At 73.4% G+C, this 14,269-nt stretch carries 12 protein-coding genes; 10 read left to right on the forward strand and 2 right to left on the reverse strand.

Going from position 1 to position 14,269, the window contains the following annotated elements; all coding sequences use genetic code 11:
* The first annotated feature begins 51 nt into the window (after positions 1-51).
* The 9 genes from CWOE_RS05280 to CWOE_RS30245 are packed head-to-tail and all read left to right on the forward strand — an operon-like array spanning position 52 to position 9,168.
* Complete coding sequence (locus tag CWOE_RS05280) at positions 52-1,482, forward strand: aldehyde dehydrogenase family protein (protein ID WP_012932540.1); 1,431 nt, start codon at positions 52-54, stop codon at positions 1,480-1,482.
* Positions 1,479-2,327, forward strand: coding sequence for an IclR family transcriptional regulator (locus CWOE_RS05285; RefSeq protein WP_012932541.1), 849 nt, complete (start codon positions 1,479-1,481; stop codon positions 2,325-2,327). The genes CWOE_RS05280 and CWOE_RS05285 overlap by 4 nt, the downstream gene beginning before the upstream one ends.
* Complete coding sequence (locus tag CWOE_RS05290; RefSeq protein WP_012932542.1) at positions 2,324-3,823, forward strand: dihydroorotase; 1,500 nt, start codon at positions 2,324-2,326, stop codon at positions 3,821-3,823. Before CWOE_RS05285 ends, CWOE_RS05290 begins: the two co-directional genes overlap by 4 nt.
* Positions 3,824-3,825: 2 nt before the next feature.
* Positions 3,826-4,581 (forward strand): isochorismatase family protein, encoded by a 756-nt coding sequence (locus CWOE_RS05295; RefSeq protein ID WP_012932543.1) that lies wholly within the window; start codon positions 3,826-3,828, stop codon positions 4,579-4,581.
* Positions 4,578-5,162 (forward strand): amino acid synthesis family protein, encoded by a 585-nt coding sequence (locus CWOE_RS05300; protein WP_012932544.1) that lies wholly within the window; start codon positions 4,578-4,580, stop codon positions 5,160-5,162. Before CWOE_RS05295 ends, CWOE_RS05300 begins: the two co-directional genes overlap by 4 nt.
* Positions 5,159-5,794, forward strand: coding sequence for a DUF1989 domain-containing protein (locus CWOE_RS05305; protein WP_012932545.1), 636 nt, complete (start codon positions 5,159-5,161; stop codon positions 5,792-5,794). Before CWOE_RS05300 ends, CWOE_RS05305 begins: the two co-directional genes overlap by 4 nt.
* On the forward strand, positions 5,791-6,432 hold the full coding sequence (locus tag CWOE_RS05310) for a class II aldolase/adducin family protein (RefSeq protein ID WP_012932546.1): 642 nt from the start codon (positions 5,791-5,793) through the stop codon (positions 6,430-6,432). The genes CWOE_RS05305 and CWOE_RS05310 overlap by 4 nt, the downstream gene beginning before the upstream one ends.
* Positions 6,425-8,062, forward strand: coding sequence for a phytoene desaturase family protein (locus CWOE_RS05315; RefSeq protein ID WP_012932547.1), 1,638 nt, complete (start codon positions 6,425-6,427; stop codon positions 8,060-8,062). Before CWOE_RS05310 ends, CWOE_RS05315 begins: the two co-directional genes overlap by 8 nt.
* A complete protein-coding gene (locus CWOE_RS30245; RefSeq protein WP_012932548.1) occupies positions 8,062-9,168 on the forward strand; it encodes an O-methyltransferase family 2 in 1,107 nt (368 codons plus the stop codon). The genes CWOE_RS05315 and CWOE_RS30245 overlap by 1 nt, the downstream gene beginning before the upstream one ends.
* On the opposite strand, the gene CWOE_RS05330 is transcribed toward CWOE_RS30245, so the two are convergent.
* A complete protein-coding gene (locus tag CWOE_RS05330) occupies positions 9,149-10,087 on the reverse strand; it encodes an oxidoreductase (RefSeq protein ID WP_012932549.1) in 939 nt (312 codons plus the stop codon). The two genes, CWOE_RS30245 and CWOE_RS05330, sit on opposite strands and share 20 nt — an antisense overlap.
* Positions 10,088-10,177: 90 nt before the next feature.
* Here CWOE_RS05330 and CWOE_RS05335 point away from each other — a divergent pair, with 90 nt between their 5' ends.
* Positions 10,178-10,822 carry a TetR/AcrR family transcriptional regulator gene (locus tag CWOE_RS05335; RefSeq protein ID WP_012932550.1) on the forward strand — a complete coding sequence of 215 codons (645 nt, stop codon included), beginning with the start codon at positions 10,178-10,180 and terminating at the stop codon, positions 10,820-10,822.
* Between the two features lie 45 nt (positions 10,823-10,867).
* On the opposite strand, the gene CWOE_RS30250 is transcribed toward CWOE_RS05335, so the two are convergent.
* A complete protein-coding gene (locus CWOE_RS30250; protein WP_012932551.1) occupies positions 10,868-14,137 on the reverse strand; it encodes a DUF3616 domain-containing protein in 3,270 nt (1,089 codons plus the stop codon).
* Between the last annotated feature and the right edge of the window lie 132 nt (positions 14,138-14,269).

The raw sequence follows: 14,269 nt of genomic DNA on the forward strand, positions 1-14,269 counted from the left end.
GGCCGTGGCGTATGTTCCTGGAACAGTTCAGAGAAGGAAACCGAGTTCAAGATGTTGACCAAGTTCACCGTGCAGGACCCGCTCGAGCGCGAGCAGCTGGGAGAGGTCGAGCTGACCGACCCGGCTGCCGTCCAGGGCATCGTGGATGCCGCGCGCGCCGCTCAGGGCGCGTGGGCGCGCACGCCGCTCGCCGAGCGGGCCGACCGGCTCGAGGCCGCCGCCGACGCGCTGCGGCCCGAGATCGAGACGCTCGGTGAGCTGCTCTCGCGCGAGTCCGGCAAGCCGCTCGCGCAGGCTCAGTTCGAGGTCCGCGTGACCGTCGCGCTGCTGGCCGACAACGCCCGCGTCGGCCGCCGCTGGGAGGGCCGCGTCCTGCCGACCGAGGGCCTCGGCGGCACCGCGCGCGACCTCGCCTTCACGCGCCGCGAGCCGCTCGGCGTCGTCGGCGCGATCCTGCCGTTCAACTTCCCCGTCGAGCTGTTCGTCGAGAAGGCCGCCGCCGCGCTGGTCGGCGGCAACGCGGTCATCTCGAAGGCGCCGATCGAGGCACCGCTCGTCGTCTCGCGCTTTCACCGCGCGCTCGTCGAGGCCGGCATCCCGGCTGCGGTCACGCCACTGCTGCACGGCGACCGCGACGTCGGCATCGCGCTCGCGAACGCGCGCGGCGTCGACGCGATCTCGCTGACCGGCTCGACCGCCGCCGGCATCGCTGTCGCGCAGGCCGGCGCGCCGACGCTGCGTCACCTCCACCTCGAGCTGGGCGGCAACAACGCCGCGCTCGTGCTGAAGGACGCCGACCTCGACCTCGTCACGGAGGAGCTGGCCTACGGCCGCCTGCTGATGAACGGGCAGGCGTGCTCGGCCAGCAAGCGCGTGCTCGTCCACCCCGACCTGCACGACGAGCTGGCCGACCGGCTCGCGGCCGTCGTCGACCGCCAGGTCGTCGGTCCGTCGGTCGACCCGGCGACGACGGTCGGCCCCCTCATCCACGCTGCAGCGGCGCAGCGCGTCACCGAACAGGTGGAGCGCGCGGTCGCGCAGGGCGCACGGCGCGTCCGCGGCGGGGACGTCTCACGCGACGGAGCCCTCCTGCCCCCATCGCTCCTCGCCGACGTCCCCGTCGCGGCGGCCGTCGCCACCGACGACGAGATCTTCGGACCCGTCTTCGTCCTGATCAAGGCCTGCGACGAGCGCGAGGCGGTCGCGCTCGCGAACGCCTCCTCCTTCGGCCTGATGTCGAGCGTCTTCAGCCGCGACGTGCAGCTCGCGCTCGCGGTCGCCGAGCGCCTGGAGGCCGGCGGCGTCGTGATCAACGGCACCGACAACTACCGCCCGCCGATCATCCCCTTCGGCGGCGTGAAGCTGTCCGGCAGCGGGCGCGAGGGGCTCGGCTACACGATCGACGAGCTGACGCGCGAGAAGACGATCGTCCTGCGCCGCTTCCGGCGCGACCTCCCCGGCGAGGAAGGAGCCAGCGCATGAGCGAGAGAAGCGGCGAGAGGTACCGCGTTCCGGCGGTCGTCGCGGCGGCGTCGATCCTCGACGCGATCGCGCGAGCGCCCGACGGCATGACGCACACCGAGCTGGTCAAGCAGCTCGAGCTGTCGAAGTCGAGCGCCCACAACCTGCTCAGCACGCTCGAATCGCTCGGCTGGGTGCGCCGCGACCCGCGCGGTCGCGCGTACCGCCTCGGCGGCGGGCTCGTGCGGCTCGGCGCCTTCGCGATCCGCCAGGTCGACGCGCTCGCGCTCGCGACCGAGCGCACGCACGAGATCGCCGGCGAGCACCACCTGACCGTCATCGCGGCGCAGCCGCTCGGGCGCGGCGAGGTGGAGGTCGTCTCCGTCGCCTACCCCGACGACGTCCACGTCGGGATCGCGCTCGGCACCCGCTACGGCTGGTTCGACGGCGCCGTCGGCAAGTGCCTGCTGGCGCTCGAGCCGCCGGCCGACGCGGAGCAGCTCGTGCACGAGCGCGCGCGGCAGATCCCGGCCCACACCGAGCGCACGCTGACCGATCCCGAGGCGCTGATCGCCGACGTCGAGCACGTGCGTGACGTCGGCTACGGCGCCAGCATCGGCGAGTACCGGCACAACAACGCGGTCGCCGTGCCGGTGCGCGACGCAAAGGGGGCGCTGGCGGCGCTGTTGATCGCCATCGGCTTCCCCGACCAGTTGACCCGAGAGGCGATCCCGTCGATCGGCCACGTCCTGCGGGACGTCGCGGACGCGATCACCGCCGAGTGCGGTGGCCGCGCGCCCGCCGGACGAGATGCGCAGGACCCCCAGAACGTCGCCGAACCGGCGGCCAAGGAGCACAGCAGATGAGTGAACCCCGTGAAGTCGACCTGAAGATCGTCGGCGGCACCGTCGTCACCCCGACCGGCACGCGTCGCGCGGGCATCGCGGTCGACGGCGGCAAGATCGTCGCGATCGGCGACGACAGCCTGCTGCCGCCGGCTCGCAAGACGCACGACGCGACCGGTCTTCATGTCATTCCGGGCCTGGTCGACACCGAGGCGCACCCCGGCTGCTACGTGCCGCTGAGAGACGACCTCGCGACCGAGTCGATCGCCGCCGTCACCGCCGGCGTCACGACCTGGGGCATCCACGCGCCGCAGACGCGCATGGGCCAGCCGAACTTCGTCGAGTACGTCCAGAAGGAGGACGTCGGGTCCTTCCACGACTCGATGCCGCACTTCATCGACGCGGTCGAGAGCGACTCCGCGATCGACGTCTTCGCGACGTACATGATGGAGACCGACCAGCAGGCGCGCGAGATCCCCGAGTACGCCAAGGAGTACGGCGTCACCTCGTTCAAGCTCTACCTGCAGGCGATGAGCCCCGAGGCGGAGCCGAACTGGCCGGGCCGCCGCGCGGGCCTCGGCGCCGGCTTCGACGACGGCGTCGTCTACCAGGTGATGGAGAACACGGCCGCGCTCGGCTACCCGGGCGTCGTCGCGATGCACTGCGAGAACTGGGAGATCGCGCGCATCTTCGACGAGCGTCTGAGAGCGCAGGGCCGCACCGACTGGGCGACCTGGTCGGACCGCTCGCCGCACTTCCTGGAGGCGCAGCACCTGCGTCAGTACGGCCACTTCGCCGAGTACCTCGGCTGCCCGATCTACGTCCAGCACGCGACGACGCCGGAGACCTACAGAGAGATCCTCGACCTGCGCGGCCGCGGCGTCACCTGCTACGCGCAGACCGGCCCGCACTGGCTCCACTTCGGCAAGGAGGAGCACAACGCCTGGCGGATCAACGTCCCGCTGCGCTCGCGCGAGAACAACCCGAACATCTGGCGCGCGCTGCGTGACGGCGTGATCAACGCCGTCGGCTCCGACCACGTCGTGATCTGGGGCGACCCCTCCTACGAGAACTCGTACAACGAGAACATCTGGGAGCTGCGCACCGGCTTCACCTCGCGCGTCGAGATGCTGCTTCCGGTCATGCTGGAGGGCGTCCACCAGGGCGAGCTGTCGCTCGAGCGCCTCGTCCAGGTCGCCTGCGAGAACCCGGCGAAGATCTTCGGCGTGTGGGGCCAGAAGGGCGCGCTCGACGTCGGCTTCGACGCCGACATCGTGCTCGTCGACCTCGACAAGGAGGTCGCCGTCGACAACTCGATCGTGCAGACGCGCTCGGGCTGGACGGTGCTCGACGGCAGAACGATCCACGGCTGGTCGGTCGCGACGTTCCTGCGCGGCAAGCAGATGTCGAAGTGGGAGGACGGCGCGCCGAAGGCCGAGTTCATCGGCGACGCGGACGGCGAGTACCTGCGCCGCGTGCCAGGCGGCGACCGCCCGGGCGTCCTCGAGGAGGTCTGACGATGCCGGTCTGGGACGACGTCCTCCCGGAGGAGGACCGCCTCGTCTTCGAGGCCGCGGGCTGGGGCAAGGACGTGGGCTTCGGCGCGCGTCCCGCGCTCCTCGTCGTCGACGTGATCTACAACTTCGTCGGCGACAAGCCGGAGCCGATCCTGAAGTCGATCGAGAAGTGGCGCTACTCGTGCGGCGAGCGCGGCTGGGAGGGCGTCAAGCACCTCCAGCGGCTGATCGCGGCCGCGCGCGAGCAGCAGATCCCGATCATCTACACGGGCATGGACCGCCGTCCCGACGGCTTCGACCAGGGCGCGTGGAACTGGAAGAGCCACCGCTCCGGCGAGGCGTCCGACATCAGAGGCTCGCTCGGCAACGAGGTCGTCGCCGAGGTCGCGCCGCAGCCGGAGGACATCTACTTCGTCAAGGACAAGCCGAGCGCGTTCCACGGGACGCACCTGCTCGACTACCTGATCTACCTCGGCGTCGACACGGTCATCACGACCGGCACGACGACGAGCGGCTGCGTGCGGGCGACCGCGGTCGACGCGACGCAGTACAACTACCGCTCGATCGTCCCGGAGGAGTGCGTCTGGGACCGCTCGATGATCTCGCACAAGGTCAACCTGCTCGACATCCAGATGAAGTACGGCGACGTGAAGTCGACCGACGACGTGATCGCGTACTTCAGATCGCTGCCGCAGCGTCCCTGCGGCGAGCGGACGCCGACCGGCGTCGCGAACACGGAGCAGGAGGTGCCGCGGTGAGCCTCGACATCCGCAAGGTCGTGACCGTCGTCGAGGACACGTTCCACGACGGTGGCCGCGGCGACGACGGCGGCACGCTGCGCAAGGTCGCAGTCGCCGTGGTGCTGAAGAACCCGTATGCCGGCAGACCGTACAGCGATGACCTCTCGCTGCTGATCGACCCCAGCGACGAGCTGGGGAAGCTGATCGGCGAGCGCTGCGCGGAGGCGGCCGGCGGACCGGTCGAGAGCCACGGCAAGGCCGTCGTCGTCGGCACCGCCGGCGAGGGCGAGCACGGCAACGCGACGAAGACGACGCGCTTCGGCGATCCGTTCCGCGCGGCGTTCGGCGGTGGCAAAGCGTGGCTGCCGTCGACCACGAAGCGCGCCGGCACCGGCTGCACGATCGACGTGCCGCTCTGCTTCAAGGACGAGATCTGGGTCCGCTCCCACTACGACACGATCACGATCAAGATCGAGGACGCGCCGGCGTCGGACGAGATCGTCCTGGTCGGCGCGGTCGCGACGCGCGGGCGGCTCAACGCGCGGCTCGGCGGCGTCTCGAAGGCGGACGCGCTGGCGAGACAGGAGGCCGGCGCATGATGGTCGGCCCCGCACCGCGCTCGCACGACACGCTCGTCGAGGAGATCGTCGTCCCCGCCTGCGAGGCGCGCGCCGTCGAGGTGCGCGCCGGGCAGGTCCTCCAGGTCGTCGACCTGGAGGGCCAGCAGGTCGGCGACCTCGTCGCCTACCGGCTCGCCGACCCGACCGAGGTCTTCAGCGCCGGTCACACGATCTCCGCGCTGACGAGAATGGTCCCGCAGGTCGGCGACGAGCTGTTCTCCAACCACCGCCGCCCGCTGTTCCGGATCCTCTTCGACGACGTCGGCTCGCACGACCTGATCGTGCCCTGCTGCGACCCGGAGCGGTACTCGCGCGACTACGGCGTGCACGACCACGGTTCCTGCCTCGCCTCGCTGGAGAGAGCGGTCGCCGAGAGCGGGCGCGACTGGCCGGTGCGTGGCGAGACGGCGTGGAACGTCTTCATGAACAACAGACACGAGAACGGGAGAATCGTCACGTACGAGCCGCCGCATCGGGCCGGCTCGTCGATCGACCTCGAAGTGCTCGACGACCTGCTCGTCGTGCTGTCGGCCTGCCCGCAGGACCTCAGTCCGTGCAACGCGTACGCGCCGACGTCGATGGCGCTGCGCGTCTGGGAGCCCGACGCGTGAGAGCGGCGGTCGCCGAGGTCGCCCGGATCGTCGCGGGCGCGCGGCTGGTGGACGCGTTCGGACACGTCTCCGCGCGCGTCCCCGGCGGCTTTCTGCTGACCTCGACCGACCCGCTCGGAACGCAGTCGGCGCGCTCCGTCCACGCGCTCGACGCCGCCGGCGCGGTGCTCGATCAGGGCACCGCCGGCGGCGTGCCGCTGGAGGCGCCGCTGCACGCGGCGATCTACGCTGCCCGCCCGGACGTCGGCGCGATCTGCCGCACCCACTCGCCCGCCGCGGTCGCGTGGGGCGTGCGCGGCGCGGTGCCGCCGCTGCTGCACGGCCTCGGCGGCCTCGCCGGCGAGGTCGCGGCGTGGGGCGGCGACGTCGACCTCGTCGTCTCGGACGCGCAGGGCGAGGCGGTCGCCGCCGCGCTCGGCGCGGCAGACTGCCTGCTCGTGCAGGCGAACGGAAACGTCGCGACCGGCGCGACGCTGAACCAGGCGGCGGTGCGCGCCTGGTACCTGGAAGAACGGGCGCGGATCGCCCTCGAGGCCGGCCTGGAGGCCTCACCACTGACCGACCTCGACGCACGAGCCCGCCACTTCGCCGCCGAGGAGGCGCGCGCGTGGCGGTGGCTCCAGGAGAGCTATGCCTGACGTGATCGTCATCGGGGCGGGCCACAACGGCCTGACCTGCGCCTGCTATCTCGCCCGTGCCGGGCTCGACGTGCTCGTGCTCGAGCAGTCGGACACGGTCGGCGGGTGCATCAACACGCGCGACCTGCCGGACGGCCGCGGCCGCCTCGAGCTGGGCGCCTACGAGCACGGCGGGATCCGCGGCAGCGGCGTCGCCGCCGACCTGGAGCTGGAGACCCGCCACGGGCTGCGCTTCCACCTGCGCGACGAGGTCACGCTCGGCCCCGCCGACGACGGCGCGCGGATCGCCTTCCACAACGGGCTGGAGGAGACGCTGGAGCTGCTGCGCCCGGTCGTCGGCCCCTCCGAGACCGACGCCTACGCGCGCTTCGCGGCGTGGGCGACCGCCGGCATGAAGCTCGTCGGCTCGCTCGACTCCGGCCCGCCGCCGTCGTTCGGCCAGCTCGCCGCCGCCGCGCAGGCGACGCTCGGCGCCGAGGCGGCGCCGTTCATGCAGACGCTGCTCGGCTCCGCCTCCGCGGTGCTGCGCGCGACCTTCGAGGACGAGCGGCTGATGGCGCCGATGGCGCACTGGGCCGGCCACTCGCAGCAGTCGCCGCTGGACCCCGGCACCGGCGGCGGCGGGCTGATGCTCGCCGCATTCCACGGCGCGCCGGCGGCGCGCCCGGCCGGCGGCTCGCGCGCGACCGTCGAGGCGCTCGTTCGCTGCCTGGAGGCGGCCGGCGGCCGCGTCGTCTGCGACGCGGCGGTCTCGGCGGTCGAGGTCAGCGGCGGCCGCGCGAGCGCGGTGATCGCCGGCGGCGAGCGCCACGTCGCCACGCGCGGCGTCGTCTCCGCGATCGACGCGCGGCGGCTGCTCGGGTCGGGCGGCCTGGTCGCGCAGGAGCACGTCCCGGACCGGCTCAAGCGCGAGCTGAGACGCGTCCACTCCGGGCTGCGCAACGTCTCGGAGCTGAAGGTCGACGCCGTCATCGACACGCTGCCGCAGGTCGAGCCGGCCGGCTTCGACCGCGCCTTCATGCTGTCGGCGAACACGATCACGGACATCGAGCAAGCGTTCGCGAGCGTGCAGCTCGGCGAGCTGGCGAGACGGCCGCCGGTGATGATCGCGTTCCCGTCGACGCTGGAGTCCGGCTGGGCGCCGGAGGGCAAGGCGGTCGCGTGGATCTCGACGTTCGTCCCGTGGCGGCCGGCCGACGGCGCCTGGGACGAGGCGAAGCTGGAGGCAGCCGCCGACCACGCGTGGTCGGTCGCCGAGAGAGCGCTCGGCGCCAGAATGGGCGTCGTCGAGCGGCGCATCACCGGCCCCGTCTCCTGGGTCGCCCGCCACGGCAACGCCAACGCCAACCCCAACCACATCGAGATGAGCATCGACCAGCTGCTCGGGTTCCGCCCGACTCCCTCGCTGTCCGGCTACAAGACGCCGATCGACGGCCTCTTCCTGACCGGCGCCGGCACCCATCCGGGCGGCGGCATCACCGGCGTCCCCGGACGGAACGCCGCCCAGGTCGCGCTGGCGTCGCTCGGCGTCGGGTCGCGCGGCGCGCGGCTCGCCCGCCGCGCGCGCGAGCGCAGCGCACTGGTGCGCGACGCCTGGAAGGCGACGCGCGAGCTGCGGAGCGCGTCCTGATGCCCGGCGCGCTGCCGAGCAACGGCGAGGGTCCGGTCGACCCGCTCGCGCTGCTGACGGCCTACCAGCACTCCGCCGTGCTCGCCTCGGCGGTCACGAGCGGGATCGCCGACGCGCTCGCCGCCGGCGTCGAGGGCTCGCGCGGCCCCGACGCGGTCGGCGCCGGGCGGACCGTCGCCGAGGTCGCCGCGGCGGCCGGCACCGACCCGCGCGCGACGCGGATCATGCTCTCCGCGCTCGTCGCGATCGGCCTCGCGACGCGCGCCGACGGCGCGAACGCCGGAGCGGGCGTCGAGGACGAGACGCGCTTCGCGCTGAGCGAGGCGGGCGCGGTGCTCGCGAGCGACCATCCGCAGACGCTCGCCTGGATCGTCCGCAAGGAGTGGTTCTTCTACGGCGTCTGGAACGAGCTGCCGTCCGCGCTCGCCGACGGGCACGCCCGCGTCGGTCCGTGGCGCGAGCGGGTCGACGCCGACCGTGCGACCGCGTTCGGCTTCCTGCGCGCGCTCGACGACCTCGCCGCGCGGTTTGGCGGCGAGCTGGCGGAGGCGGCGGCGGAGGCCCTGCCGGCGGGCGGCGGCTCGGCTGCGGCCGGCGGCTCGCCGCTGCGCCTGCTCGACGTCGGCGGCGGCGCCGGCTCGCACGCGGCGCGGCTGGTGGGGCTGCGGCCAGACGTGCAGCCGACCGTGCTCGACCTGCCGCAGGTCGCGCCGATCCTCGGCGAGCGCCACCCGGAGGTCCCGTTCACGGCCGGCGACCTCGCCGCGCCGCGCTTCGGCCGGCCGGAGGGGGAGACGTGGGACGCGATCCTGCTCGCGAACATCCTCCACGACCACACGCCCGAGCGGAACGCCGCGCTCGTGGCGGAGGCGGCCGGCCTGCTCGCCCCCGGCGGCACGCTGCTGCTCTACGAGTGGATCCCGAACCCCGACACGACGGCGCCCGACCTGCCGCTGTTCGCGGTGATGATGATGGTCGAGAACGAGGGCGGCGACGCGTACGCCGAGGCGGAGCACCGCGCCTGGCTCGACGCCGCCGGCCTGACCGGCGTCGAGATCCGGCGCGGCTACGGCCCGATCGCCGTCGTCAGCGCACGGAAGCCGTAGCCGGCAGCGGGTACGCGACGCCCGTCAGCTCCTCCGACACGCTCCACAGGCGCGCGGCGACGGCCTCGTCTCTCGACGCGGCGTTGCCGCGCACCACTTCGGGGTGGCCGCGCTGCTCGGCGAAGCCGTCGGGGCCGATGAAGTCGCCGCCGGCGACGCTGGGCGCGGTCGCGGCGTAGAGCGTCGGCAGCGCGCCCATCTCGGCGGACTGGGCGAAGAGCGCGTTGGTCGCCTTCATGATCACGCGGTCGACCGTCGGCGCGGCGGCCGACTGGAGGTGCGTCGCGGCGTAGCCGGGATGCGCGGCGACGCTGAGGAGGCCTGATCCGGCCGCTCTGAGGCGGCGGTCGAGCTCGAACGCGAACATCAGGTTGGCGAGCTTCGACTGCCCGTACGCGCGCCAGCGGTTGTAGCTGCGCTCGCGCTGGAGGTCGTCGAAGTCGATCGCGCCGAATCTGTGCGCGCCGCTGGAGAGCGTCACGACCCGCGCGCCGTCCTGCGCCCGCAGCTGCTCGATCAGCAGTCCGGTGAGCGCGAAGTGGCCGAGGTGGTTGGTGCCGAGCTGCAGCTCGAAGCCGTCCGCCGTCGTACGCCGCGGCGGCGCCATCACGCCGGCGTTGTTGACGAGCAGGTCGAGCCGGTCGTGCTCGCCGGTGAAGCGCTCGGCGAAGTCGCGCACGGAGGCGAGGCTGCCGAGGTCGAGCGCGGCGACCTCGATGGTCGCCTGCGGCGCGGCGCCGCGGATCTCGCGCGCCGCGGCCTCGCCCTTCGCCGTGTCGCGGCAGGCGAGCACGACGTGCGCGCCGCTGCGCCCCAGCTCCTTCGCCGTGATCAGACCGAGGCCGCTGTTGGCGCCGGTCACGACCGCCAGTCGGCCGCTCTGGTCGGGGATCTGGTCTGCCGTCCACTTGCTGCTCATCGTGATCGCTCCCGTACGTGCAATGTAATGGCCTCTCACAATGTATGTGACGCTCGCTTACATTGCAAGCGCCCGCTATCGTGGCAGGCGATGGCGAGCCGGGCGAGAACGAAGCGCTACCACCACGGCGACCTGCCGGCGGCGCTCGTCGACGCGACGCTGGAGCTGATCGGCGAGCAGGGTCTGCAGGGCTTCTCGGTCGCTGAGGCGGCACGGCGCACGAACGTCAGCCCCGCCGCGCCGTACCGTCACTTCAGCGACCGCGACGAGTTGCTCGCCGCCGCCGCGACGCGCGCGGCGGAGGAGCTGCGGGAGCGGTTCACCGCCGCGACCGCCGCACACGCGAAGCCGCCTGAGCGCCTCGCCGCCGCGGCTGCCGCCTACGTGCGCTTCGCGGCCGAGCGCAGAGCGATGTTCGAGGTGCTGTTCGGCGCCGGCCTGGAGAAGGCGCGCTATCCGCGCCTGGAGGCGGCGACGAGCGGCCTGATGGCCGACCTCGTCGAGGTCGCGCAGGCGCTCGCGCCGGGACGCGACGCGGAGGCGGCGTGGTCGCTCGTGCTCGCGATGGCCGCGCTCGCGCAGGGCCACGCGACGCTGCTGATCGACCACGCCTTCGGCGCCGGCGCCTGCGACGAGGTGGTCGACGAGGCCGAGCGCCGCGTCGCCGCCGCGACCCGCGCGCTCGTGCGGGGCCGCGGCGTGCTGTTCGCCGAGCTGGGCTTCGCACCCGGCTGACGCGGGACGGCCGCCGTGTCGGCGGCCGCCCCGGGGTTCCACCTCCTACCGGCGCACGTCGACCGTCACGGTGCGCGTGACGTTGCGGCCGCCGACGTCGAGGCGGACCTGCACGCGGTGGCGCCCGAGCTGGGCGCCGCGCCCGATCCGCAGCCGGAGCCGCAGCGTGCGGCCCTCGCCCGCCTTCAGCGACGCGATCCGGACCGCCTTCGGCTGCGCGATCCGCAGCCCGCCCGGCACCCGCACGGTCGCGGTCGCTCGCGCGATCGCGCCGCCGGTCGTGTTGCGCAGCTCGAACGGCAGGCTCACCGTGCGCCCGCGGCGGGCGGCGAGCTGCGACCGGCTCGCGGCGAAGACGATCGACCCGTCCGCGCCCCTGTCGCCTCTGTCGCCCTTCGGCCCCGCGCTCCCGGGCGTGCCGCCGTCGCCGCGGTCGCCCTTGGCACCGGGATCGCCCTTCGGCCCGGCCGCCCCGGCGTCGCCCTTCGGCCCGCCCGCGCCCGCGTCGCCCTTCGCGCCGGCGTCGCCTCTGTCGCCCTTCGGCCCGTTCGCGCCGTCCTCACCGCCCGGTCCCGCGGGGCCGGCCGGCCCGGTCGGACCCGTCGGACCCGCCGGCAGCGTCGTGCTGGTGCCCGTCAGCGCGACCGCCGCCGCGCCGCCCGCGACGTTCGCCTTCAGCACCAGCCGCGCCGTCGACGTCGCGCTCTCGCGCGCCGGCGCGAAGCGGACGAGCACGCGGCAGCTCGCGTCGGGACCCAGCTCCTTCCCGGCGCACGCGTCGGCGGCGATCAGGAAGTCGCCGTCGGCGACCGCCGCGTCCGCCTCCACGCCGACGGAGCCGATTCTCAGCCGCTGCGCGCCGGCGTTTCTGACCGTCACCGCCTGCGCCGGGCCGATCGTCCCGGCCGCCTGAGCGGGGAACGCCGGCGCCGCCGCGACGGCGTCAGCGCCGACCGCGCCGGTGAGCGAGAAGACGTCGATGCGCGACTTCTTCAGCCGCACGTCGCTGATGTCCTTGTTGTCCTGCCCGTCGTACAGCTCGTCGTAGCCCTGGTCCATCACGAGCCGCAGCGCGGCGTTCGGAGCGAGCACGTCCGGCAGCGTGCCGATCGCCTCCCACGTGCCCTGCCCGTCGGAGAACGACTCGGCGCTCGGCGGCAGCGCGGTCGTCAGCTTGACCGGCTTGTCCTCGCGGTGGCCCGACCAGCTCCACAGCGCCTGCTCGACGCCGAGCGCGCCTCTCTTGGCGGCGAGGATCAGGAACTGGTCGGCCGCGTTCTTGCGCAGCTCGCGGATCGTCATCCCCTCGAGGTCGAGCAGGATCGGGTCGGCGAACGTCGCCTTCGGCGCCTCGCCCGTCGCCAGCAGGGCGACGTTGGTGACCGGGACGATCACCGCGCGGTCGCCGTCGGGCGTCGTGACGAGCGGCGAGCGGAAGCCGAGGTAGAGCGTTTTCGTCGAGCCCGGCGCCATGTCGGCGCCCTCGATGTTGAAGCCGTTTCTGGCGTCCGGCAGCACGCCGCTCTGGGTCCCGGCGGCGAAGCCGAGGCGGTTCGCGTTCGCCTGGTCCCAGGCGACGAGGTCGGTCCGCAGGTTGCCGTAGATACCGGTGCGGGTCAGTGTCGTGTCGGCGCCCTCGCCGGCGACTCTCGTCGCGATCAGCGTGTGGCGCGAGGTCTCGAGGCTGCCGCTCTTCTTGTTGCCATGCGAGCCGAGCCAATAGATGACGTCGCCGTTGCGGGCGGACGACTCGTAGTCGATCTCGCCGCCGCCGGTCGCCGCCGGGCCGATGTTGAACGATCTCACCGGTTCGCCGGTGACGTCGTCGCGGTAGAGCCGGATGTCGTCTCTCTCGTCGTCGGCGACGAGCAGGTGGCCGCCGCCGGCGGAGATCGCCGAGGACGAGTCGCCGCTGCCCTGCAGGGCGCGGCTCGTCGGCGTCGTCGCTCTGGAGGCCGAGTAGGTCATCGTCGTCGTCGCGCTCTTGCCCTCCAGGCCGGTGACTCTCAGCGTCACGGTCGCGTGGCCGCGCCCGGTCGGTGCGAAGGAGACGGTGCGGGTCGCGCCGGTGCCGCTCACGGCGATGCCGCTCGTCGGCACGACGGCGGGGTTGGACGACGTCGCCTCGACCGTCAGCTCGCTCGGCGAGGCCGGGTCGCCGTACTCGTCGAGCTGCTCGATCGTCGCTCTGATCGCCGGGTTCGTCGCGTCGCCGATCACGCCCGACTGCGTCGGGACGCTGGCGGCGATCGTCGGGGTCGCGGCGCCGGTCGGGCTTCTCGTCGAGACGATCCCGACCGCGATCGGGCTGACGGTCTGTCCCGGCAGCGCCAGTCTCGCCGTCTGCACGACCGAGCGCGTCGGCAGGTCGACGACGCCGAGCGTGCCGAGGCCGAAGTTGCCGACGACCGCCGTTCTCCCGCGCGGCGTCAGCGCGAGGCCGCGCGTGTTGGTGCGGCTGCCGAGCGCGGTCTCGGTCAGCGTGCCGCTCACCAGGTCGACGTCGATGATGAGGTTCGGGTCGACGGTGTTGCTGCGCGTCGCGTAGAGGGTTCTGCCGTCCGGACCGACGGCGATGCCCTCCGGGCCGAACGCGGTCAGCGCGCCGATCCCGACGATCGGGCCGGCGGTTCTGGTGGCGGTGTCGAACGGGACGACGCCGAGGTTGCCCGTGCCCGTCGCGGTGCGGGTCTGCGCGGCGTAGAGCGTCGTGCCGTCTCTGGTGATGGCGAGCCGGCCGAGCGTGCCGGGGATCGCCAGTCTCGCGCCGGCCGTGCCGGTCGCGAGGTCGACGGGCAGCACGCCGGTGCTGCCGGCGATCACGTAGGCGGTGCTCCCGTCGGGCGAGATCACCGGGCTGCTGACGGCGGTGTCGCCGAGCGGGATCGGCGTGCCGATCGCCGGCGTCGGCCCGCTGAGGTCGATCGGCAGCAGCGTGGTGCCGGCGGTGACGTAGAGCGTCTGGCCGTTCGGCGCGATCGCGCCGCCGCCGGCCGCTCTCAACGCCGTGCCCGTGATTCTCGTCAGCGCCGTGCCGGTCGCGACGTCGATCGGCGTGACCGACGTGCCCTCCATCAGGCTCTGTGAGATCGCGTAGACGGTTCTCCCGTCAGGTGCTGGGACGATCGCGAGCGGGCCGTAGCCGACTGTGATCGCGGGTCTCGCGGTCGCGGTGCCGAGGTCGAACGGGACGACCAGTCCGCTGCTGGGGCCGCCGCTGACGAAGGCGGTCGAGGCCGAGGCGCCGGAGGCGCCCGCGCCGCCGAGGAGCGCGGCCGCGAGCCCGGCGGCCGCGAGCGGGACAGAAACGCGCATCAACTACTCCGATGTAGACGCTATGACCGCGCGACTCTCGCAAGCGCCATGGTGCCAATTCGTGATCAGGCTGGGGAGCCGATGTGAACGTCTCGGTCGCCGTTCACGACCGTTCACACGGCCGCGTGCGGA

Source organism: Conexibacter woesei DSM 14684, from assembly GCF_000025265.1.
GTDB classification, from domain to species: domain Bacteria; phylum Actinomycetota; class Thermoleophilia; order Solirubrobacterales; family Solirubrobacteraceae; genus Conexibacter; species Conexibacter woesei.

Excerpts from the sequence above, each read along its gene's own strand:
- CWOE_RS05280 (WP_012932540.1), top strand. The coding sequence starts at position 52 with ATGTTGACCAAGTTCACCGTGCAGGACCCGCTCGAGCGCGAGCAGCTG.
- CWOE_RS05285 (WP_012932541.1), top strand. The coding sequence starts at position 1,479 with ATGAGCGAGAGAAGCGGCGAGAGGTACCGCGTTCCGGCGGTCGTCGCG.
- CWOE_RS05290 (WP_012932542.1), top strand. The coding sequence starts at position 2,324 with ATGAGTGAACCCCGTGAAGTCGACCTGAAGATCGTCGGCGGCACCGTC.
- CWOE_RS05295 (WP_012932543.1), top strand. The coding sequence starts at position 3,826 with ATGCCGGTCTGGGACGACGTCCTCCCGGAGGAGGACCGCCTCGTCTTC.
- CWOE_RS05305 (WP_012932545.1), top strand. The coding sequence starts at position 5,159 with ATGATGGTCGGCCCCGCACCGCGCTCGCACGACACGCTCGTCGAGGAG.
- CWOE_RS05315 (WP_012932547.1), top strand. The coding sequence starts at position 6,425 with ATGCCTGACGTGATCGTCATCGGGGCGGGCCACAACGGCCTGACCTGC.
- CWOE_RS30245 (WP_012932548.1), top strand. The coding sequence starts at position 8,062 with ATGCCCGGCGCGCTGCCGAGCAACGGCGAGGGTCCGGTCGACCCGCTC.
- CWOE_RS05330 (WP_012932549.1), bottom strand. The coding sequence starts at position 10,087 with ATGAGCAGCAAGTGGACGGCAGACCAGATCCCCGACCAGAGCGGCCGA.
- CWOE_RS05335 (WP_012932550.1), top strand. The coding sequence starts at position 10,178 with ATGGCGAGCCGGGCGAGAACGAAGCGCTACCACCACGGCGACCTGCCG.
- CWOE_RS30250 (WP_012932551.1), bottom strand. The coding sequence starts at position 14,137 with ATGCGCGTTTCTGTCCCGCTCGCGGCCGCCGGGCTCGCGGCCGCGCTC.